Raw genomic sequence first — 20,092 nt, 5'->3', positions numbered from 1 at the left:
GCTATCCCCTCATCCGCCCATCAGCATGCGCCACCTGTCCAGACTTCCGGCGCTGAATACGTAGTTGGATCGCTTCACTTCCGAAAGTGCCGCGCTCGGGTCGGCCGAATACCAGTGGCCGGGGAACACCGTCGGGTCGCCCGGCAGTGCGGCCAACTGCTGCAGGCTGCGGTACATCTCGTCGGAGTCGCCGCCCGGGAAATCGGTTCGCCCGCAGCCCTCCAGGAACAGGGTGTCGCCGGCGACCAACCGCCCGTCCAGCAGGAAGCACTGGCTGCCCGGGGTGTGGCCGGGTGTGTGCAGCAGCTCGATGTCGATGGCGCCGACGCTGACCTTGTCGCCGTGATCATGCGCGGTCAGGTCCGTCAACGGAATTTCGGTGACCCGCGAAACCCACTGTGCTTCATGGGTGTTGACGTGTACCGGAACGCTGACTCGTTCCAGCAGCTCGGCCAGGCCCTTGAGTTCGAAGCCCATCATCTTGCCGCCGACGTGATCGGGGTGGTGATGGGTGACCAGGACGCCGGACAGGTGCATGCCGTCGGCCTCGAGCGTGTCGAGCAGATCGCCGGCGGCGTAGGCCGGATCGACCACGACGGCGTCGCCGGTCTGCCGGTCGCCGATCAGGTAGGCAAAGTTGCGCATCTGGGCCGCCATCGGGTCACCGGCCGCGAAATCGCGTCCGGAGAGCAGCTGGCGGAAATACAGCCGGTCGGATTCGGGCACGCTCCCCAGCCTAGAGCAGCGCCGATTGCCGGCGCGTCCAAGCCGCGAGCAGACGCGAAGGCCCCCGTTTCGGCGTGAAAATGGGGGCCTACGCGTCTGCTCGCGCAAAGAGGGCGCGCCGCTGAAGCCTCATCGGGCCCTGCGGTCTCAGGTCGGGGTCTGCCGTCGCGGTTTGGAGACCTCGTGGGCGAGGTTGTAACCTTCTACAGGCTTGCAGCGCCCACAGGGGTCGCTGCGGGTGAAGGCCCCCTTAGCTCAGTCGGCAGAGCGTTTCCATGGTAAGGAAAAGGTCAACGGTTCGATTCCGTTAGGGGGCTCGGTGGACGCCAGTCGGTGCGCCGACTAGCGCCGATCGGGGCGGTGTAGCTCAGCTGGTTAGAGCGCACGACTCATAATCGTGAGGTCGGGAGATCGAGCCTCCCCACCGCTACTGCAAGCAATACGACATGTGAAGAAGGACGACAGACGTGGCCTCCAGTACTGATGTGCGGCCGAAGATCACCTTGGCCTGTGAGGTGTGCAAGCACCGTAACTACATCACCAAGAAGAACCGCCGTAACGACCCCGACCGGCTGGAGCTGAAGAAATTCTGCCCCAACTGCGGCAAGCACGAGTCGCACCGCGAATCTCGCTAAGGTAGGCCGAGTCGTGTCGTTGGCAGACCGTCTCGCTGGGAAGCAGTATCGGTATCCCGACTTCTACGAGGTCGACCGGGAGAAGATCCGCGAATACGCACGTGCCGTCAAGGCGACCGATCCGGCGAGCTTTGACCTTCGGGCGGCCGCTGAACTCGGCTACAAAGGCCTGGTCGCCCCCCTGACCTACATCTCGGTCTTCGGGCACATGGCGATTTCGAGCTTCTTCGAATACTGCGGCGTCGCGGTTTCTGATGCCCAGATCGTCCAGGTCGATCAGAGGCTGGAGTTTCTTCAGCCGATCAAAGAGGGCGACCGGCTGTTCTGCGATGTGTCGGTCGAGTCGATCCGTCGCGCGCATGGTACGGACATCATCATGACCAAGCAGGTCGTCACCAATGACGCCGGCGAGATCGTGCAGAAGACGTATACGACGCTGGCGGGTCGCGCCGGCGATGGAGATAAGGGTTTCACCGATGGCGCTGCGTGAGTTCAGTTCGGTCAAGGTCGGCGATCAGCTGCCCGAGCGGGTCATCCCGCTGTCGCGGCAGGACCTGGTCAACTACGCCGGCGTGTCCGGCGACCTGAACCCGATCCACTGGGACGACGAGATCGCCCAGCAGGTGGGCCTGGACACCGCGATTGCCCACGGGATGCTGACCATGGGTATCGGCGGCGGCTACGTCACGTCCTGGGTGGGGGACCCGGGTGCGGTGACCGAGTACAACGTGCGTTTCACCTCTGTGGTGCCGGTGCCCAACGACGGCAAGGGCGCCGAGATCACCTTCAGCGGCCGGGTGAAGTCCGTGGACCCGGAGACGAAGACGGTGACCATTGCGCTGACCGCCACCACCGGTGGCAAGAAGATCTTCGGGCGGGCGGTTGCTTCGGCCAAGCTGGCTTAGGGGAGAGCGCAGCTATGGCTATCAAAACTGACATCAGGGGGATGATCTGGCGGTACCCGGAAGCGTTTGTGGTGGGCCGCGAAAAGATCCGCGAGTTCGCTCGTTCGGTCAAGGCTGAGGACCCCGCCTACTACGACGAGGCGGAGGCTGCGGAGCTGGGCCACGACGCACTTCCGGCGCCGCCGACATTCGTGGCGACGTTGGCCAAGCTGGTGCAGTCGGACTTCTTCCGCCATGTGGACACCGGCTACACCACGATGCAGATGGTCCAGGTGGACCAGGGCTTCAAGTTCCTCAAGCCGATCAAGGCCGGCGACAAGCTGTACGCCCGGATGGAGATCGCCTCGGTGGTTGAGCGGTTCGGCGCCGACATCGTCACAACCCGCAACATCTTGACCGACCATAACGGTGACACCGTGCTGGAGGCGTTCACCACGATGATGGGTCACGACGGCGACGCTTCGGTCAATCTGCGCTGGGACGCGGAATCCGGTCAGGTCGTCCGAACAGCCTGATTGGTAACTGGCCATACCGGCGAGGTACACTCGGACTTCGGGGTTTTCCCAGCATTAGCGCGCTTTCCGTGAGGCGAACGGGGGGCGCGCGAATTGTGTGAGCCGGAGACGGCGCACAGGTAAAGCTTCCGAACCCGCAGGTTGGTGCGCCAACCGCGAAGGGGCGTAGCTCAACTGGCAGAGCAGCGGTCTCCAAAACCGCAGGTTGCAGGTTCAAGTCCTGTCGCCCCTGCAGACGTGTCATGGTGGACACTGGACACCATGGCCCATACGGCAATGAGGTAAGCGCGAACAACGAAGGAGCATGCGGTGACCGACGAGCTCGACCGTCCCGACGCCGCAGGCGACGGCGATAGCGATGCCGAATCCGGCAGCAGCAGTCGCACCGCCGTGGTGAGCCGGCAGGTCGGCGAACCACTGCGGCCCACCGGCAAGCGTTCGCGGCGTCGTGCCACCGGTGATGGCGCCGAAGACGTGGAGTCGACGGCTACCGAATTGGACGCGGAAGACGCCGCGGACGCCAAGAAGGCCAAGAAGAAGGCGAAGAAGAAGGCCGAAGGGCCTTCGCGTAACCCGTTCGTCTTTGTATTGAACTTCCTCAAGCAGGTCGTCGGCGAACTTCGCAAGGTGATCTGGCCGAACCGCAAGCAGATGGTCACCTACACCGCGGTGGTGCTGGCGTTCCTGGTCTTCATGGTGGCCTTGGTCGCCGGGGCAGACTACGGATTCGCCCGGCTGGTGCTGCTGGTGTTCGGCGAGTGAAGTTATAGGAAGGACTGACAACCGTGACTACCTTCGACGGCGACACGCCCGCGGGCGAGCCGGTCGACGTGGCGGACGCCGCTGAGGACTCCGCGGTGGAGGCCACCGAGTCCGCGGAGGCCGAGACCACCCCGGACGCTGACGCACCCGAGGCCGCTGAGGCGGCCCAGGAAGAGCCGGCCGAGGAACTCGACCCCGCGGTGGCGCTGAAGGCCGAACTGCGCTCCAAGCCGGGCGACTGGTACGTCATCCACTCCTACGCCGGGTACGAGAACAAGGTGAAGGCCAACCTCGAGACCCGTGTGCAGAACCTCGACGTCGGCGACTACATCTTCCAGGTGGAAGTGCCCACCGAAGAGGTCACCGAGATCAAGAACGGCCAGCGCAAGCAGGTCAACCGCAAGGTGCTGCCGGGCTACATCCTGGTTCGGATGGACCTGACCGACGACTCCTGGTCCGCGGTGCGCAACACCCCGGGCGTCACCGGGTTCGTCGGCGCCACGTCGCGGCCCACCTCGCTGCCACTGGACGACGTGGTCAAGTTCCTGCTGCCCCAAGGTGCGGCGAAGAAGCAGGCGCGGGGCACGGCGAGCGCCGCGGCGGCCGCCAACGAGGGCGGTCTGGAGCGGCCGGTCATCGAGGTCGACTACGAGGTCGGCGAGTCGGTGACCGTCATGGACGGCCCGTTCGCCACGCTGCCCGCCTCGATCAGCGAGGTCAACGCCGAGCAGCAGAAGCTCAAGGTGCTGGTGTCCATCTTCGGGCGCGAGACACCCGTGGAACTGGCCTTTAACCAGGTCTCCAAGATTTAGTACGTAGGAAAGGAAACACCCTCTCATGGCCCCGAAGAAGAAGGTCGCCGGGCTGATCAAGCTTCAGATCAAGGCGGGCGAGGCCAACCCCGCGCCGCCGGTCGGACCCGCACTTGGTCAGCACGGCGTGAACATCATGGAGTTCTGCAAGGCGTACAACGCTGCGACAGAAGGCCAGCGCGGCAACGTCATCCCCGTGGAGATCACCGTCTACGAGGACCGCAGCTTCACCTTTGCACTCAAGACCCCGCCCGCGGCACGGATGTTGCTCAAGGCCGCCGGTATCGCCAAGGGTTCGGCCGAGCCGCACAAGACCAAGGTCGCCAAGGTGACCTGGGACCAGGTGCGCGAGATCGCCGAGACCAAGAAGGCCGACCTCAACGCCAACGACATCGAGGCCGGCGCCAAGATCATCGCCGGTACCGCCCGCTCCATGGGCATCACCGTCGAGTAGTAGCAGTAACCCGTGGGAGGGCCAGCTTCGGCCCGACGTCACCACAACCAACCACTGAGATTGGATAACCAATGAGCAAGAACAGCAAGGCATACCGCGCCGCCGCCGAGAAGGTGGACCGCGACAACCTCTACACCCCGCTGCAGGCGGCCAAGCTCGCCAAGGAGACGTCCTCGACCAAGCAGGACGCCACCGTCGAGGTCGCCATCCGCCTCGGTGTCGACCCCCGCAAGGCCGACCAGATGGTCCGCGGCACCGTCAACCTGCCGCACGGCACCGGTAAGACCGCCCGCGTGGCGGTGTTCGCGGTCGGCGAGAAGGCCGAGCAGGCCGTGGCCGCCGGCGCTGACGTGGTCGGCAGTGACGACCTGATCGAGAAGATCCAGGGCGGATTCCTCGACTTCGACGCCGCGATCGCCACCCCGGACCAGATGGCCAAGGTGGGTCGTATCGCCCGCGTGCTGGGCCCGCGTGGTCTGATGCCCAACCCCAAGACCGGCACCGTCACCCCCGACGTCGCCAAGGCCGTCGCCGACATCAAGGGCGGCAAGATCAACTTCCGTGTCGACAAGCAGGCCAACCTGCACTTCGTGATCGGCAAGGCCTCGTTCGACGAGACCAAGCTGGCGGAGAACTACGGCGCCGCCCTCGACGAGGTGCTGCGGCTCAAGCCGTCGTCGTCCAAGGGCCGTTACCTCAAGAAGGTCACCATCTCGACGACGACCGGCCCCGGCATCCCGGTGGACCCGGCCGTCACCCGTAACTTCGCGGCCGAATAGCGCATACGCGAAAAGCCCCCGTCACGCGTCAGCGTGCGGGGGCTTTTCGTTGTGATCGGGTCAGACGGGTTGCTTGGTGTAGGTCACCAGGCTGACGTCGAGCGACTCGTCGGTGAAGTAGTACTCGCAGCCGCGCAGGTACTTCATGTACCGCTCGTAGACCTCTTCGGACTGGATCTCGACGGCCTGGTCGTGGTTGGCCTCCAGAGCGTCGCCCCAGAGCTTGAGCGTCTTGATGTAGTGCGGCCGCAGCGAAAGCGCCTCGGGCACAATGAAACCGGCCTTTTCGCCGTGCTCCACCATCATCTTGGTGGTGGGCAGCCGGCCCCCCGGGAAGATCTCGGTCAGGATGAACTTGATGAACCGCGCCGTCTCGAACGTCAGCTTCTTGCCGCGGGCATTGAGCTCATAGGGGTGGAAGCTCACGCTGCTCTGGATCGTCATCCGGCCGTCTTCGGGCAGGATGTCGTAGCTGTTCTTGAAGAAGTCGTCGTAGTTCTCGAAACCGAAGTGCTCGAACGCCTCGATCGACACGATCCGGTCCACCGGCTCGTGGAACTGCTCCCAGCCCTGCAGCAGCACCCGCCGCGTTCGGTCGGTGTCGAGGCCGTCCAGCAGGGCCTGCGAGTAGGCGTGCTGGTTCTTCGACAGGGTCAGGCCGATGACGTTGACGTCGTACTTCTCGACGGCGCGCTTCATGGTCGCACCCCAGCCGCACCCGATGTCCAGCAGCGTCATGCCCGGCCGCAGGTCCAGTTTGTCGAGATTGAGATCCAGCTTGGCGAGTTGAGCTTCTTCCAAGGTGGCGTCCGGCGTCTCGAAATACGCGCAGCTGTACATGCGAGACGGGTCTTGGAACAGCGCGAAGAAGTCATCGGACAGGTCGTAGTGGGCCTGAATGTTCTCGAATTTCGGCCGCATATCTGCGGTCCGGGTCGATTTGTCCACCATCTGTGACTGATTGCCTTCCTGATGAAACCCGCTGTGACCGGACGGGGAAACCGCCTCGTTGTCCGTGCCGGTCAACTGTTGCAGCTTAGCGGGTCGAGGGTGAAACGGTTGACGTGAAATTTAGCCAAGCCGGAAACCCGCGGCAGGCCGATCCTCACTATTTCTGCAGGGTGTACTGGTGGACGCTGGTGTTTCCGTTCTGGAACAGTTCCACGCAGCCGTTGAGGTACTTGTCGAAGCGGTCGTAGGCCTCCTGGCCCTGCACCTCGATCGCCCGCTCCTTGTTGGCCGCCAACATTGCCGCCCAGTCCTGCAGGGTGCGTGCGTAGTGGAAACCGATCTCGTCGTCGCGAGTCACGGTGAAACCGGCCTCGGCGGCGAACTTGCGGGGCAACCAGGCCGACGGAAGCTGCCCGCCGGGGAAGATCTCCCGCATGATGAACAGCGTGAACTTGGCCAGCGACATGGTCATCGGAATGCCCTTGGCCTGCGCCTCGTCCTGACCGCTGATCGCGGTGATGGTGTGCAGCAGCATCCGACCGTCTTCGGGCAGCGCGTTGTAAGCGGTCTCGAAGAAAGCCGGCCAGCGGTCGCGGCCGAAGTGCTCGAACGCGCCGATCGACACGATCCGGTCCACCTTGTCGGTGAACTCCTCCCAGCCCTGCAGCCGCACCTCGATGTTGCGGTTGGTGTCCAGCTTGGACAGCTTGTCGATGGCGTACTCGCGCTGCTCACCACTGAGCGTGAGGCCGATGACGTTGACATCGTACTTCTCCACCGCCCGCTGCATGCAGGCCCCCCAACCGCAGCCGATGTCCAGCAGCGTCATGCCGGGCTCCAGGCCCAGCTTGCCCAGTGCCAGGTCGAACTTGGCGATCTGCGCCTCGTCGCAGGTGGTGTCCTTGTGCGGGTAAAACCCGCAGGTGTAGCCCATCGTCGGACCCAGGAACAGCTCGTAGAACTCATTGGAGATGTCGTAGATCGACTGCAGTTCCTCGTACTTCGGTTCCAATTTTGGCATGGCTCAGTTTGCTCGCGATCTTCTCGAAAGGGGGGAGAGAGTGTGCACAGACTACCGTTGTCGGACTGTTATAAGCACTTCGGTGTGGCTTTGGCCGCTGCAAAACCACCCGAGAGCTAACTGCCGGTGGCGAACGTAGTGGTCAGCTCGCTGATCACCGGATCCCACAATTCTTCGGGCAGGTCGTGGCCCATGCCGTCGAAGAGCACCAGTCGGGCGCGATCGATGGCACTGGCGACCGCCCGTCCGCCCGCGGGCCGCATCAACTTGTCGGCCAGGCCGTGGATGACCACCGTGGGCGTGGCGATCAGCTGGTCATAGGCGGTCAGGCTGCCGGTGGCCAGGATGGCGCCGAACTGCCGAGCGACGCCCCACGGGTAGTAGCTGCGTTCGTAGGCCTCGATGATGTTGGCCCGGAGTTGTTCTTCCGGCGTCGGGTAGCGCGGACTGCCGATGATTCGGCTGGCCCGCACCGCGTTGTCGATGATCACCTTGCGGGGGGAATCCGGTGACGGCCCGGTCAGCAGCGCCATCAGCGCCCGGGGAGCGGGTGGCGGCAGGAAACGCTGGTTGGTGCTGGAGAAGATGACGGCCAGCGAGCGGGTCCGGTGTGCGAACCGGGCGGCGAACACCTGCGCGATCATGCCGCCCATCGATGCGCCCACCACGTGCGCCTGCTTGATGCCCAAGTGATCCAGCAGCGCGGCGGCGTCGTCGGCCATGTCCTCCAGGGAGTAGACCGCCGGGCTGGGCTTGCCCAGCCAGAATCGCGCCATCCGGGGCACCAGTGCGCCACGGGCATGTTCGCGGCCCAGCTTGCTGGACAGGCCGACGTCGCGGTTGTCGAAGCGGATCACCCGCAACCCCTGGGCGACCAGCTTCTCGCAGAACCCGGTACGCCACAGCAGCAGCTGCGCGCCCAGCCCCATCACCAGCAGCACGGCCGGATCCCCGGGGCTGCCCATGTCTTCGTAGAAGATCTCCAGATCGCCTGAGCGGGCCGTGCCACTGCGTATCTCCACCACGGTCAGACTCCCAGGTCGTCGTTCGCTATGTGCTCGTTGTCCTTGTGCTCGCGGCTGACGTCGACCATGAAATTGGCGAAATAACCGGTCAGCTGCGGGTCGGACATCATCTGCCAGCGCGGCGCCAGCAGCTTCATGTAGCGCTCCACGTACAGGAACTGCTTGCCGATCAGCACCAGCTCGCGCGGCAGCTTGACGTCGTAGGCGTCGGCCAGCGCTCCGAGCTGCCGGCCGATCTCGGCATAGGACATGTCGCCCAGCGACTTCATGGTCAGCGGGGTGGCGAATGCCTCGAGATCCTTGGCGGCCTGACCCTCGGGCTTGACGGTGCCCACCGCGCCCATCAGCACCACGATCTTGCCGGCCGCGGCGTGGTCCTTTTTGACCAGCAGCGCGTAGACCAGCTCGCGCAGCAGCCAGCGGGTGCGCGGGTCGATGCGGCCCATGATCCCGAAGTCCAGGAACACCACCCGGCCCTGGTCGTCCACCAGCAGGTTGCCGGCGTGCAGGTCGCCGTGGAACAACCCGTGCCGCAGCCCGCCCTCGAAGGTGGAGAACAGCAGCGCCTTGACCAGTTCCACGCCGTCGAAACCGGCCTTGCGGATGGCCGGGGCGTCGTCGATGCGGATGCCCGACACCCGCTCCATGGTCAGCACCCGCTCGCTGGTGAAGTCCCAGTGCACGTCGGGGACCTTGATGTTCTTGCCGAGCGGGGAGGCGTGCAGGTGTGACACCCAGGTCTGCATCGACTGGCCTTCGATCCGGAAGTCCAGTTCCTCGGCGAGGTTGTCGGCGAAGTCGGCGACCACGTCACTGGCCGACAGTCGCCGGCCCAGCTTGGCCAGCTCCACGAGCTGGGCGAAGCGTTTGAGGATCTGCAGGTCGGCCGCCACCCGTCGGCGGATGCCCGGCCGCTGGATCTTGACCACGACCTCCTCGCCGCTGTGCAGGGTGGCGAAATGCACCTGAGCGATCGAGGCCGACGCGATCGGGGTCTCGTCGAACTTCGCGAACAGCTCCTGGGGTTCGGCGCCCAGTTCCTCGAGAAAAAGGGCATGGACCTCGGCCGGGTCGGCCGGCGGCACGGAGTCGAGCAGGCCGCGGAACTCCCGCGACAGCGGTTCGCCGAACGCACCGGGGCTCGAGGCGATGATCTGACCGAACTTCACGTAGGTGGGGCCCAGGTCGGCGAACGTCTGAGGCAGCTCGCGGATCACCTTCTGCTGGATCGGACCGGGGCCGAGCAACCGGGTGAAGACTCGGCCGGCGGCGCGGGTGAGCTGCCAGCCCGTTGCACCGATACGGGCCGCCTCAACCGGCAGAGGCACCCGGTCCAGCTGGGCCACCTGGCGGGGTGGGGTCGAACTCATTGCTGCAGTCTGCCAAATCACCGGCAGAAGTTCTCCGCCAGCGCACTTCAGCTACGCCGTGGCGCCCGGTCGCCAGGGGGTCAGCCAAGCGGTCGGTTCCCAGCCTTCGACCCCGGCGATCAGTTCGTACATGGTGGCGCCGTCGATGTTTTCCCGGATGATGTCGGCGTGCCCGGCATGCCGCGCCAGCTCGTTGATCACGTGATGAAAGACCCAGCGCACCGTCCACGCATCGATGTCGGCGGGAAACCACGGTGCGTCACGCGGCACCGGCACCGCGGCGTCCAGGTCGGCGGTCTCCAGCAGGCGCAGCGTCTCGGCGTTCTGCGCCGCGAACGCCTCCAGCGCTCCGGGCAGGGTTTCGTCCTGGCGCAATACGTACTGGTCCTGGTACTCGTGGGCCCGCTCCTCGAGTGATCGGCCGTCGGCGGCCGGTGCCGCCGGCGCGGCGGCGACGCGGGCCATCCAGCTGTGTTGCATACCGGTGGCGTGCTTGATCAGCGCGCCGATCGACAGGGCACTGGCGGTCGGGGTGGCGCGGGCCTGCTCATCGGACAGGCCGTAGGCCACCGCGAAGTAGGCGCTTTGGTGATAGGCCACGAATTGGCGCAGCGCGTCACGTTCGTCGGTCACCGGTGGGGCAAGCCCAGGCATGCTCTAGTCCTCTCGATCGAATCGGTGTGCGTAAAGGTCGCGCAGGCAGGCGATCTCTGCGCCGTGGTGGATGACTTCGCGGTTGATGTGCAAGACCAGCTCCGCCATGGTGCGGTCGGCCCACGGCCCCTCCGACGCGCCGATCGGCCGGTCCAGCGCGGGCTCGTCGAGGCCACGTACCCCGGCGATCCAGCCCGCGTAGGCGTCGTCGAGCTGGCGCAGCGCGGTGGCGGCATCGAGGGCATACGGCCAACTTCGGTAGTCGGCCGGCGGCCCGCCGAAGTGGTGATGGTTGCGCACGGCGAACACACCGACGATGACGTGCGCCATCCGCCAGGCGATCGTGGTGAACGGTGCCGGCTCGGGCGGCGGGTCGGCATAGTCGATGCCGCCGCGGCGAACGGACCAGCAGTTCACCGGCTCCCACAGGTATTCGTCGTCGGTGAGGCCGTCCAAGCGTGGGCGCAGCTGGCCCTGCCAGTGCCAGTCGAGCTGGTCGGCCAGCAGGTCAGGTGAGACGGGCATGACTCGAGCCTGCCAGCCCGGTCGGACAATTCCCACGTCCGGCCGAAAGGCTCCGCGCGGCGGGCGCGCATCCGTAGGTTTGGGGGATGCGGATCCTCGACGTCGAGTCGACCGAGAAGTTCGTCGGACCGTCCGACGCGCCCGCACAGCTGGTCCGGATCGACTACCGCGACGCCGATGTGGCGACCCCGCTGCGGATCGACGGGGAGGGCCTGGCCGGCCAAGCCGTAGCCGAGCCCGGCGGCGGTGTCCTCGAGGTGCCGGTCACCGTCGAGCACCCGGTGCCCGGGCAGCAGCGGGCCGCGCAGGTCAACGGCAGCCCTTTCACGTTCACCGTGGCCGAGCCGGGCTGGACGATGTTCATGGTCGGCCACTTCCACTACGACCCGGTGTGGTGGAACACCCAGGCCCACTACACCAGCGAGTGGACCGAGAGCCCGCTCGGCGCGTGCCGGCAGACCAACGGCTTCGACCTGGTACGCGGCCACCTGGACTGGGCCCGCGACAACCCCGAGTACAAGTTCGTGCTGGCCGAGGTCGACTACCTCAAGCCGTACTGGGACACCCACCCGCAGGATCGTGGCGAGCTGCGCCGGCTGATCGCGCAGGGCCGAGTCGAGGTGATGGGCGGCACCTACAACGAGCCGTCGACCAACCTCACCGACGCCGAGACCACCATCCGCAACCTGGTGGCCGGGATGGGGTTTCAGCGCGACATCATGGGCGCTGATCCGGCCACGGCGTGGCAGCTCGACGTGTTCGGCCACGACCCGCAGTTCCCCGGGCTGGTCGCCGACGCCGGCCTGTCCTCCAGTGCCTGGGCGCGCGGACCGTTTCACCAGTGGGGCCCGATGGCCGACGGGGGCGATCCGCGCCGCATGCAGTTCGCGTCCGAGTTCGAATGGATCGCGCCGTCCGGGCGCGGCCTGCTGACCCACTACATGCCGGCGCACTACGCGGCCGGCTGGTGGATGGACGGCAACGCGACCCTGGCCGACGCCGAGGACGACGTCTACCGGTTGTTCACCGAGATGAAAAAGGTCGCCGCCACCCGCAACGTGCTGCTGCCGGTGGGCACCGACTTCACCCCGCCGAACCGCTGGATCACCAAGATCCACCGAGACTGGAACGCCCGCTACACCTGGCCGAAGTTCGTCTGCGCCCTGCCGAAGGAGTTCTTCGCCGCGGTGCGCGCCGAACTGGCGCAGCGCGGCGCTCATCCGAGCCCGCAGACCCGCGACATGAATCCGATCTACACCGGCTGCCACGTCTCCTACATCGACACCAAGCAGGCCAACCGGGCCGCCGAACAGGCGGTCCTGGGCGCCGAGCGCTTCGCGGTGTTCGCCGCGGCGCTGACCGGCGCGGACTACCCGGAGGCGGCACTGGCCAAAGCCTGGGCGCAACTGTCCTACGGCGCCCACCACGACGCCATCACCGGCTCCGAGGCCGACCAGGTCTACCTGGACCTGCTGACCGGCTGGCGCGACGCCTGGCAGCTGGGCGCCGACATCCGCGACAACGCGCTTGCGGTGCTGTCGGGTTTGGTCGACAGCCACGCCGACGCCGGCGTCGTGGTGTGGAATCCGGTGGCGCGTGATCGCAGCGACATCGCCACCGTGCACCTGGCGACCCCGCTGGCGGCCGGGGCGCGCGTGCTCGCCCCCGACGGCACCGAACTGCCCACCCACATCGAGCACGGCGGCAGCACCGTCCGCTGGCTCGCCCACGAGGTGCCGTCCCTGGGCTGGCAGGCCTACCGGCTTACCCCCGCCCCGGACGCGCACGGCTGGCAACCGGTGACCGGCACCCGCATCAGCAACGAGCACCACCAGCTGACCGCGGATCCCGATCGCGGCGGCGGAATCTGCTCTTGGCTCCGGCAGGGCCGCGAAATGATCATCGAGGGAGGCTTGGGCAACCAGCTCGCCGTCTACGACGAATACCCCAAACACCCCCAATCCGGTGAGGGCCCGTGGCACCTGGTGCCCAGCGGCAACCTGTTCACCTCCGCGGTCGCCCGCGACGTGATGGTGCAGGCCTATCGCGGCCCGCTGGGGGAGCGGCTGGTGGTCTCCGGGCGCATCCGCGGCGTGCTGACCTACACCCAGACGCTGACGCTGTGGCACGGCGTGGACCGGGTGGACTGCTCCACCACCATCGATGAGTTCACCGGCGCCGACCACCTGCTGCGGCTGCGCTGGCCGTGCCCGGTGCCCGGCGCGCTGCCGGTCGCCGAGGTGGCCGGCGCCGTGATCGGCCGCGGCTTCGGCCTGCTGCACGAGCCCAGCGGACGCTCGGTGGACACCGCGCAGCACCCGCGCACCCTCGACACCTCCGCCCACCGCTGGTTCGGGCTGTCGGCCACCGCGCGGATCAGCGTCGGCGACGCCGGCCGAGCGGTCTCGGTGGCCGAAGTGATCACCGCGGCCGCCCCGTCCGCGCGGGCATTGATGGTCGCGCTGGTGCGTGCCGGGGTCACCGCGACCTGCTCGGACGCCGACGGCCCCCGATACGGCAACCTCGAGGTCGACTCCAACCTGCCCGACACCCGCATCGCGCTGGGAGGGCCGGACCGCAACGCCTTCACCCGCGCCGTGCTGAACGCCGCCGATCCGGCCTACACCACCGAGCTGCGGCGCCAGCTCGACCGGCACGGCCGGGCCCGGGTGTGGGTGCCGGCGGACAAACCCCTCGCCGAGGTCTGGGTTCGCGGTGCGGACCTCACCGGTCCGCGGGCTTTGCCGGTGCTGGTGATCGCCGGCCGCGACGACGACGCCCTGGCCGCCGAGATCGCCCGGGTGGCCGACGATCTGGCCGACGCCGAGATCACGGTGGCCCAGGACGTCCCCGCCGAGATGGAGCCCTTCGAGGCGCGCACCGTTGCGCTGATCAACCGCGGGGTGCCCAGTTTCGCGGTGGATTCCGCAGGCACGCTGCACACCGCCCTGATGCGATCCTGCACCAGCTGGCCGTCGGCGGCCTGGGAAGACGACCCCCGCCGCACCGCGCCCGACGGCAGCGCCTTCCAGCTGCAGCATTGGACGCACACCTTCGACTACGCGCTGGTGGCCGGCGACGGCGACTGGCGCCAGGCGCAGATCCCCGAGCGCAGTGCGGAGTTCGCCGACCCGCTGCAGGCCGTGGCGGTGACCGGGGGGCCGGGTCCGCTCCCGGCGAGTGGTTCGCTGCTGCGCATCGACCCCGGCGACGGGGTCGCCGTGGGGGCGCTCAAGGCGGCCGGTAACCCCACGGCGTGCGGCAGCGCACGGCCCGTCGACCCGAACACCGTCACGCTGCGTTTGGTGGAGACCCGCGGCTCCGACGTCGCCGTCACGCTGCGCAGTGACCTGGGGCCGGTGACCGTGTCGGGCCGGGCCGACGTGCTGGAACAGTCGCGCGAGCATCCGCACCCCGATCGGCTGCACGGCTACGAGATCGCCACCGTCACCGCTCGCCTCGACGTGGCCACCCTGGGTGCCGGTAGCTCCTTGGGTCCCGAACGCGAGGCGGCACAACCGCTCTACGCCCGCTACTGGCTGCACAACCGCGGCCCGGCGCCGCTGGGCGGTCTGCCGCTGACCCCGGCGCTGCATCCGCACCGGCTCGACGCGGATGCGGGCGCCGAGCTGAGCCTGGAGCTGACCGTGGCCAGTGACTGCGTCGACGCAGGCGTCTCCGGTGCGGTGACGTGGCAGTGCCCGGTGGGCTGGGCGGTCGCGCCGGCCGAACAACCGGTGCGGTTGGCGGCCGGGGACCACCTGCGCGTCCCGGTGCGGGTGACGGTTGCGGCCGAGGCCGCTCCGGGGCTCTATCCACTGCGCGCGCGACTCGAGCTGTCCGGCGATGTGCCGCGGGCCTGGCGCCAGCCGGTCGAAGACGTGGCGGTGGTGCGTGTCGGCGATCCGGGGCCCGACCGGCTGCTGTACGTCGAGGACCCGTCCGGGATCGAGGTCGCCGCCGGGCGCTCCGCCCGGCTGACCGTGCGGGCCGGCACCGACGCACACGCCGACCTGGCGGTCGAGGCACACCTGGTCAGCCCCTGGGGCACCTGGGAATGGGCCGGGCCTCCGGCGCAGGGTGCCGTGGTGCCCGCGGGTGGTCACGTGGAGCTGAGCTTCGACGTCGCTCCGCCGGTGTGGGCGACACCAGGCACCTGGTGGGCGCTGGTCCGGGTGGGCGGCGCGGGCGTGCTGGCCTATTCGGCCGCGGTGCCGCTGGCGGTGCGCGAACCCGTGGAGGTGATCTGATGGCCGCGGTCCTGGCGCTGGATGTGGGCGGCACCAAGATCGCCGTCGGCCTGGTCAATCCCGACGGAACGCTGACCTACACCCTGGCGTTGCCCACGCAGGCCGATCAGGGCACCGAGGTGGTGTGGTCGGTGGTGGCCGAGCTGATCGAGAACGCCCTGGAGCGGGCCGGCGGGCGGGTGGCGGCGGTGGGCATCGGCTCGGCCGGGCCCATCGACGTCGCAGCCGGAACCGTCAGCCCGGTCAACATCGCGGGCTGGCGCGGGTTCGCGCTGCGCGACCGGGTGGCCGCCGCGGTGCCCGGGGCTCCGGTCCGACTGGGCGGGGACGGCGTCTGCATGGCGCTCGGCGAACACCGGCACGGCGCCGGGCGTGGCACCCGATCCATGCTCGGCATGGTGGTCTCGACCGGTGTGGGCGGCGGCCTGGTGCTCGATGGCGCGCCGCTGCACGGCCGTACCGGCAACGCCGGCCACGTCGGGCACGTCGTCGTCGATCCCGACGGGCAGCGGTGCCGCTGCGGGGGCCGCGGCTGCGTAGAGGCCATCGCCTCCGGCCCGTCGATGGTGCGCTGGGCGCTGGCCAACGGTTGGACGCCGGAGGCCGGCGGGGCAGACGCCAAGGCGCTCGCCGCGGCCGCCGACGCCGGCGACCCCGTGGCGCTGCGGGCATTCCGGCGCGGCACCGATGCGCTGGCGGTGATGATCACCTCGGTGGCGGCGGTGTGCGACCTGGATCTGGTGGTGATCGGCGGGGGAGTCGCCCGCTCCGGCGCCTTGTTGTTCGACCCGCTGCGGGCAGCACTGGCCGAGCGTGCCGGGCTGGACTTCCTGGCCGGGCTGCGCGTGGTGCCCGCCGAACTCGGCGGAGACGCCGGCCTGGTGGGGGCGGCGGTGCTGGCCACGCTGCCGTGACGCTGGGGTCTCAGCGAGCGAGGTGAATGCGGCCCCACTCGCACAACTGGGCCAGCACGGGGGCCAGTGTTTGCCCGTATTCGGAGATCGAATAGTGCACACACGGCGGAATGGTGCCGGCGTCGTGGCGGTCGATGATGCCGTCGGCGACGAGCTCCTGCAGATGGCGGATCAGCATGCGTTCGGTGATGCCCGGGATGCTGCGCCGCAACTCCGCGGTGCGCATGGGTCCGTCGGTCAGGCGCCACAGGATGGTGCCCTTCCAACGGCCGTTGATGACCGACAGCGCGGCATCGATCGGGCAGTCGCTCACGGTCGTCTTCGATGCTGCCACCAGCGCTCCTTATGCTGACTAATTTGTCAGTACCTTGTTTTTTGTCAGCATAACCATCACAGTGGCTGCTGTGAAGCAGAGTGTGGAGTTGGTTGCGTTGGTGGTGGTGGGGACCCTGGTGGGTGCCGAGTTCGCGGTGGCGGCATTTCTTCGGCCCATCTTCGATCGGCTGCCCGACGATGCCTTCCGGGTTGCGCGTGGCGGCGGCGCCGGGCTGATGGGCAAGGTGATGCCGTTCTGGTACGTGGCCTCATTCGCGCTGCTGGCGGTGCTGGTCGCCGTCGTGGGCTCACAGCGCTGGCTCATCGGTGCCGGCGTGGCACTGATGGCGGCCGTCGTGGTGCTGTCGGTGGCCGTGCTGGTGCCGATCAACAACAAGATCGCGGCGTGGCGCACCGCCGACGATGTGTCGCGAGCGCTGGCCGCGCGCTGGGACCGGCTGCACTGGGTGCGCGTGGCGATGCTGGCGGTGATCTTCGTGTTGCTCGCGGTCGGTGTCGTGAACGTCTAGCCCGGTTGACGCCGTTTTGGCTGATCGGGCCTTGTCAGGCTATGGTGTGTGGCGATCCACCAAAGACCGTCGGTCACCGAGCAATCGGTTGAAGGTCCGGGAATATCCCGGCGGCCCACGCAGGAGGACGAGGCACCGGTTCCACCGGCACGCATTGTGACGCCCCGACCGCATCCTGCGTCGGGGCGTTCGTCATTTCCGGGTGGGACAACGTGAGACGACAACAGAGACACCGAGGAGGTATGCATGGCGCGGGCTGACAAGACCGCCGCCGTCGCGGAAATCGTCGAGCAGTTCAACGGCTCGACTGCCACCGTGATCACCGAGTACCGCGGTCTGACGGTTGCGAACCTGGCGGAGCTGCGGCGTTCGCTCAGCGGTGCGGCAACCTACGCGGTGGCGAAGAACACCCTGGTCAAACTGGCCGCGGCCGAGGCCGGAGTGGAAGGGCTCGACGAGCTGTTCACCGGCCCGACGGCTATCGCCTTCGTCCAGGGTGAGCCGGTCGACGCGGCCAAGGCCATCAAGAAGTTCGCCAAGGACCACAAGGCGCTGGTCATCAAGGGCGGCTACATGGACGGTCGCGCGCTGACCGTCGCCGAAGTGGAGCGCATCGCCGACCTGGAGTCGCGCGAGGTGCTGCTGGCGAAGCTGGCCGGTGCCATGAAGGGCAACCTGTCCAAGGCTGCCGGTCTGTTCGCCGCCCCGGCGTCGCAGATGGCCCGCCTGGCAGCCGCGCTGCAGGAGAAGAAGCCCGCCGAGGCAGCACCTGCCGCCGAGGCCCCGGCCGAGGCTCCCGCGGAGGCCGAGGCTCCGGCCGAAACCGAAGCTGCGGCGGAGACCGCCGACGCTCCGGCCGAAGCTGCCGAATAACTAGGTACAACCCCAACCAACTTCCCTAATCCGGAATCAGAAAGGACCGAATCATGGCCAAAATTTCCACCGAAGAGTTGCTGGACGTCTTCAAAGAGATGACCCTGCTGGAGCTGTCGGAGTTCGTGAAGCAGTTCGAGGAGACCTTCGACGTCACCGCTGCGGCTCCGGTCGCCGTGGCCGCCGCCGGCGGCGCTGCCCCGGCCGCCGCTGAGGCCGGCGAGGAGCAGAGCGAGTTCGACGTCATCCTGGAGTCGGCCGGCGAGAAGAAGATCGGCGTCATCAAGGTCGTCCGCGAGGTCGTGTCCGGCCTGGGCCTCAAGGAAGCCAAGGACCTGGTCGACAGCGCGCCCAAGCCGCTGCTGGAGAAGGTCGCCAAGGAGGCTGCCGAGGAGGCCAAGGCCAAGCTCGAGGCGGCCGGCGCCACCGTCACCGTCAAGTAGTTCGTTCTACGGTCGAAGCCCCCGGAACCCACGAGGTTCCGGGGGCTTCTGCTGTCGCGGGGCTGTTCGGCTCAGCCGTGGCGCCCGGCGACCCTTCGGCCCCCAGCGGAGTGTTCCTCGGGGCAATCAGCAGACCGCGACAGACCTCCACGCGGTGACGGTGGACCTGCCGCAACGGGTTCCGATCGACTTTCATCGCAATTGGACACCCACAGACTGAGGCGGACCGCCGATACGCGCCGCACCTGTGCGCTACAGTGGCCCAAGCCACAAGCCAGTCGTGGCACGAACAGACGTTGCGGAAGGACCTCACTAATGGGCGTCGCCATCGAGGTACAGGGGCTTACCAAGTCCTTCGGATCGGCCCGGATCTGGGAAGACGTCTCCATGACGATTCCCGAGGGAGAGGTCAGCGTTCTGCTCGGCCCCTCCGGTACCGGCAAGTCCGTGTTCTTGAAGTCGCTGATCGGCCTCCTGCGCCCCGAGCGCGGCTCGATCGTGATCGACGGCACCGACATCCTGCAGTGTTCGGCCAAGGAGCTCTACGAGATCCGCACCCTGTTCGGCGTGCTGTTCCAGGACGGCGCACTGTTCGGGTCGATGAACATCTACGACAACACCGCCTTCCCGCTGCGCGAGCACACCAAGAAGTCCGAGAAGGAAATCCGTGACATCGTCATGGAGAAGCTCGAGATGGTCGGTATGCCCAACGACGGCTACAAGTTCCCGGGTGAGATCTCCGGTGGTATGCGCAAGCGTGCCGGCCTGGCCCGCGCGCTGGTGCTCGACCCGAAGATCATCCTCTGCGATGAGCCGGACTCCGGTCTGGACCCGGTCCGCACGGCCTACCTGAGCCAGCTGCTGATCGACATCAACGCTCAGATCGACGCCACCATCCTCATCGTCACGCACAACATCAACATCGCGCGCACCGTGCCGGACAACATCGGCATGTTGTTCCGCAAGGAGCTGGTGATGTTCGGGCCCCGCGAGGTGCTGCTGACGTCCGACGAGCCGGTGGTCCGCCAGTTCCTCAACGGGCGGCGTATCGGCCCGATCGGCATGTCCGAGGAGAAGGACCAGGCGACCGCGGCGGCCGAGGAGGCCATGATCGCCGCCGGCCAGAGCGACGGCGGCGTCGAAGAGATCGAGGGCGTGCCGCCCCAGCTCAGCGCGACCCCCGGCCTGCCGGAGCGCAAGGGTGTGGCGCGCCGCCGGGCTCGGGTGCGCGAGATTCTGCACACCCTGCCGCCCAACGCGCAGGCGGCCATCCGGGACGATCTCGAGGGCACTCACCGCTACGCCGTGCACGAGTTCCCGGCCGACGAAGACGCCCCCACTGCGTCGATCCCGACCCCGCCCGGCTGAGTCTTCGCAGGTTCACGACGTGTCAGCTCTTGACGGACGGACCTAAACGGTTCAATCTGTTCACCAGCACATGTGCGGAGAGCCCGGCGGAGGTAGCCAGCATCGGCAGGGCCCCGGGGCATCGCAGTTGAGGATTGCGTCAGCCTGCGCTATTGTTGGACGTTGCGCTGGCTTCCTCCTGCCCATCCCTTACTCGCACCCGAACACCGCAGTTCCAGCCCGAGTCACGTTAACGGCTCGTTTCGGCTTGTTACGTCGTGGTTTG

Annotated in this window: 22 protein-coding genes and 3 tRNA genes; 17 read left to right on the top strand and 8 right to left on the bottom strand. The window is 67.5% G+C overall.

The genetic code is table 11. From position 1 onward, the window contains the following. Positions 1-9: 9 nt before the first annotated feature. Complete coding sequence (locus AWC18_RS07165) at positions 10-726, bottom strand: MBL fold metallo-hydrolase (protein WP_064997854.1); 717 nt, start codon at positions 724-726, stop codon at positions 10-12. Between the two features lie 244 nt (positions 727-970). On the opposite strand from AWC18_RS07165, the gene AWC18_RS07160 reads away from it, so the two are divergent. The 11 genes from AWC18_RS07160 (at position 971) to rplA (ending at position 5,588) form a co-directional block, all read left to right on the top strand. After that, positions 971-1,043: transfer RNA gene (locus AWC18_RS07160), tRNA-Thr, on the top strand. 39 nt (positions 1,044-1,082) lie between these two features. After that, positions 1,083-1,156: transfer RNA gene (locus AWC18_RS07155), tRNA-Met, on the top strand. A 37-nt stretch (positions 1,157-1,193) separates the two neighbouring features. Further along, positions 1,194-1,361, top strand: coding sequence for a 50S ribosomal protein L33 (gene rpmG, locus AWC18_RS07150; RefSeq protein ID WP_024440978.1), 168 nt, complete (start codon positions 1,194-1,196; stop codon positions 1,359-1,361). Positions 1,362-1,374: 13 nt separating this feature from the next. Beyond that, positions 1,375-1,851 (top strand): (3R)-hydroxyacyl-ACP dehydratase subunit HadA, encoded by a 477-nt coding sequence (gene hadA, locus AWC18_RS07145; protein ID WP_085138231.1) that lies wholly within the window; start codon positions 1,375-1,377, stop codon positions 1,849-1,851. After that, positions 1,838-2,266 (top strand): (3R)-hydroxyacyl-ACP dehydratase subunit HadB, encoded by a 429-nt coding sequence (gene hadB, locus AWC18_RS07140; protein WP_064997856.1) that lies wholly within the window; start codon positions 1,838-1,840, stop codon positions 2,264-2,266. Before hadA ends, hadB begins: the two co-directional genes overlap by 14 nt. Positions 2,267-2,280: 14 nt before the next feature. After that, complete coding sequence (gene hadC / locus AWC18_RS07135) at positions 2,281-2,781, top strand: (3R)-hydroxyacyl-ACP dehydratase subunit HadC (protein ID WP_085138230.1); 501 nt, start codon at positions 2,281-2,283, stop codon at positions 2,779-2,781. A 159-nt stretch (positions 2,782-2,940) separates the two neighbouring features. Then, positions 2,941-3,013 (top strand) — tRNA-Trp (locus AWC18_RS07130). Between the two features lie 77 nt (positions 3,014-3,090). Next, a complete protein-coding gene (gene secE, locus AWC18_RS07125) occupies positions 3,091-3,543 on the top strand; it encodes a preprotein translocase subunit SecE (protein ID WP_085138229.1) in 453 nt (150 codons plus the stop codon). A 23-nt stretch (positions 3,544-3,566) separates the two neighbouring features. Next, positions 3,567-4,355 (top strand): transcription termination/antitermination protein NusG, encoded by a 789-nt coding sequence (nusG, locus tag AWC18_RS07120; RefSeq protein ID WP_085138228.1) that lies wholly within the window; start codon positions 3,567-3,569, stop codon positions 4,353-4,355. Positions 4,356-4,380: 25 nt separating this feature from the next. Further along, on the top strand, positions 4,381-4,809 hold the full coding sequence (rplK, locus tag AWC18_RS07115) for a 50S ribosomal protein L11 (protein ID WP_046285412.1): 429 nt from the start codon (positions 4,381-4,383) through the stop codon (positions 4,807-4,809). 71 nt (positions 4,810-4,880) lie between these two features. After that, positions 4,881-5,588 carry a 50S ribosomal protein L1 gene (gene rplA / locus AWC18_RS07110; RefSeq protein ID WP_085138227.1) on the top strand — a complete coding sequence of 236 codons (708 nt, stop codon included), beginning with the start codon at positions 4,881-4,883 and terminating at the stop codon, positions 5,586-5,588. Positions 5,589-5,648: 60 nt separating this feature from the next. Here rplA and AWC18_RS07105 read toward each other — a convergent pair whose 3' ends face one another. From AWC18_RS07105 to AWC18_RS07080, 6 genes are all read right to left on the bottom strand, one after another. After that, positions 5,649-6,539: a cyclopropane mycolic acid synthase family methyltransferase gene (locus tag AWC18_RS07105; protein WP_085138267.1), complete on the bottom strand. Its 891-nt coding sequence runs from the start codon at positions 6,537-6,539 to the stop codon at positions 5,649-5,651. 157 nt (positions 6,540-6,696) lie between these two features. Then, positions 6,697-7,560, bottom strand: coding sequence for a cyclopropane mycolic acid synthase family methyltransferase (locus tag AWC18_RS07100; RefSeq protein ID WP_085138226.1), 864 nt, complete (start codon positions 7,558-7,560; stop codon positions 6,697-6,699). A gap of 116 nt (positions 7,561-7,676) precedes the next feature. Further along, positions 7,677-8,585: an alpha/beta fold hydrolase gene (locus AWC18_RS07095; protein ID WP_272937687.1), complete on the bottom strand. Its 909-nt coding sequence runs from the start codon at positions 8,583-8,585 to the stop codon at positions 7,677-7,679. A gap of 2 nt (positions 8,586-8,587) precedes the next feature. Then, positions 8,588-9,955 carry an ABC1 kinase family protein gene (locus AWC18_RS07090; RefSeq protein ID WP_208858330.1) on the bottom strand — a complete coding sequence of 456 codons (1,368 nt, stop codon included), beginning with the start codon at positions 9,953-9,955 and terminating at the stop codon, positions 8,588-8,590. Between the two features lie 51 nt (positions 9,956-10,006). Beyond that, positions 10,007-10,609 (bottom strand): DinB family protein, encoded by a 603-nt coding sequence (locus AWC18_RS07085; RefSeq protein WP_208858329.1) that lies wholly within the window; start codon positions 10,607-10,609, stop codon positions 10,007-10,009. Between the two features lie 3 nt (positions 10,610-10,612). Beyond that, positions 10,613-11,134 (bottom strand): DinB family protein, encoded by a 522-nt coding sequence (locus AWC18_RS07080; protein WP_085138223.1) that lies wholly within the window; start codon positions 11,132-11,134, stop codon positions 10,613-10,615. A gap of 86 nt (positions 11,135-11,220) precedes the next feature. Between AWC18_RS07080 and AWC18_RS07075 the strand changes: the two genes are divergently transcribed. Next, complete coding sequence (locus AWC18_RS07075; protein WP_085138222.1) at positions 11,221-15,384, top strand: glycoside hydrolase family 38 N-terminal domain-containing protein; 4,164 nt, start codon at positions 11,221-11,223, stop codon at positions 15,382-15,384. Beyond that, entirely contained in the window at positions 15,384-16,298 is a 915-nt protein-coding gene (locus AWC18_RS07070) for an ROK family protein (RefSeq protein WP_085138221.1), read from the top strand. Before AWC18_RS07075 ends, AWC18_RS07070 begins: the two co-directional genes overlap by 1 nt. Positions 16,299-16,308: 10 nt before the next feature. Here AWC18_RS07070 and AWC18_RS07065 read toward each other — a convergent pair whose 3' ends face one another. Further along, positions 16,309-16,632, bottom strand: coding sequence for a winged helix-turn-helix transcriptional regulator (locus tag AWC18_RS07065; protein ID WP_085138220.1), 324 nt, complete (start codon positions 16,630-16,632; stop codon positions 16,309-16,311). Positions 16,633-16,702: 70 nt separating this feature from the next. Between AWC18_RS07065 and AWC18_RS07060 the strand changes: the two genes are divergently transcribed. The 4 genes from AWC18_RS07060 to AWC18_RS07045 all read left to right on the top strand — a co-directional run bounded on the left by AWC18_RS07060 (position 16,703) and on the right by AWC18_RS07045 (position 19,827). Then, positions 16,703-17,143: an anthrone oxygenase family protein gene (locus AWC18_RS07060; RefSeq protein WP_085138219.1), complete on the top strand. Its 441-nt coding sequence runs from the start codon at positions 16,703-16,705 to the stop codon at positions 17,141-17,143. 246 nt (positions 17,144-17,389) lie between these two features. Next, positions 17,390-18,016 carry a 50S ribosomal protein L10 gene (gene rplJ, locus AWC18_RS07055; protein WP_064997869.1) on the top strand — a complete coding sequence of 209 codons (627 nt, stop codon included), beginning with the start codon at positions 17,390-17,392 and terminating at the stop codon, positions 18,014-18,016. A gap of 53 nt (positions 18,017-18,069) precedes the next feature. Then, a complete protein-coding gene (gene rplL / locus AWC18_RS07050) occupies positions 18,070-18,459 on the top strand; it encodes a 50S ribosomal protein L7/L12 (RefSeq protein ID WP_064997870.1) in 390 nt (129 codons plus the stop codon). A gap of 315 nt (positions 18,460-18,774) precedes the next feature. Beyond that, positions 18,775-19,827: an ABC transporter ATP-binding protein gene (locus AWC18_RS07045; protein ID WP_085138218.1), complete on the top strand. Its 1,053-nt coding sequence runs from the start codon at positions 18,775-18,777 to the stop codon at positions 19,825-19,827. The last annotated feature ends 265 nt before the right edge of the window (positions 19,828-20,092 follow it).

This window comes from Mycolicibacter nonchromogenicus (assembly GCF_002101775.1).
Taxonomy (GTDB): domain Bacteria; phylum Actinomycetota; class Actinomycetes; order Mycobacteriales; family Mycobacteriaceae; genus Mycobacterium; species Mycobacterium nonchromogenicum.
This window is presented reverse-complemented; position numbering and strand designations above follow the sequence as displayed.

Excerpts from the sequence above, each read along its gene's own strand:
- hadB (WP_064997856.1), top strand. The coding sequence starts at position 1,838 with ATGGCGCTGCGTGAGTTCAGTTCGGTCAAGGTCGGCGATCAGCTGCCC.
- hadC (WP_085138230.1), top strand. The coding sequence starts at position 2,281 with ATGGCTATCAAAACTGACATCAGGGGGATGATCTGGCGGTACCCGGAA.
- rplK (WP_046285412.1), top strand. The coding sequence starts at position 4,381 with ATGGCCCCGAAGAAGAAGGTCGCCGGGCTGATCAAGCTTCAGATCAAG.
- rplA (WP_085138227.1), top strand. The coding sequence starts at position 4,881 with ATGAGCAAGAACAGCAAGGCATACCGCGCCGCCGCCGAGAAGGTGGAC.
- AWC18_RS07105 (WP_085138267.1), bottom strand. The coding sequence starts at position 6,539 with ATGGTGGACAAATCGACCCGGACCGCAGATATGCGGCCGAAATTCGAG.
- AWC18_RS07100 (WP_085138226.1), bottom strand. The coding sequence starts at position 7,560 with ATGCCAAAATTGGAACCGAAGTACGAGGAACTGCAGTCGATCTACGAC.
- AWC18_RS07090 (WP_208858330.1), bottom strand. The coding sequence starts at position 9,955 with ATGAGTTCGACCCCACCCCGCCAGGTGGCCCAGCTGGACCGGGTGCCT.
- AWC18_RS07085 (WP_208858329.1), bottom strand. The coding sequence starts at position 10,609 with ATGCCTGGGCTTGCCCCACCGGTGACCGACGAACGTGACGCGCTGCGC.
- AWC18_RS07080 (WP_085138223.1), bottom strand. The coding sequence starts at position 11,134 with ATGCCCGTCTCACCTGACCTGCTGGCCGACCAGCTCGACTGGCACTGG.
- AWC18_RS07075 (WP_085138222.1), top strand. The coding sequence starts at position 11,221 with ATGCGGATCCTCGACGTCGAGTCGACCGAGAAGTTCGTCGGACCGTCC.
- AWC18_RS07070 (WP_085138221.1), top strand. The coding sequence starts at position 15,384 with ATGGCCGCGGTCCTGGCGCTGGATGTGGGCGGCACCAAGATCGCCGTC.
- rplJ (WP_064997869.1), top strand. The coding sequence starts at position 17,390 with ATGGCGCGGGCTGACAAGACCGCCGCCGTCGCGGAAATCGTCGAGCAG.
- rplL (WP_064997870.1), top strand. The coding sequence starts at position 18,070 with ATGGCCAAAATTTCCACCGAAGAGTTGCTGGACGTCTTCAAAGAGATG.
- AWC18_RS07045 (WP_085138218.1), top strand. The coding sequence starts at position 18,775 with ATGGGCGTCGCCATCGAGGTACAGGGGCTTACCAAGTCCTTCGGATCG.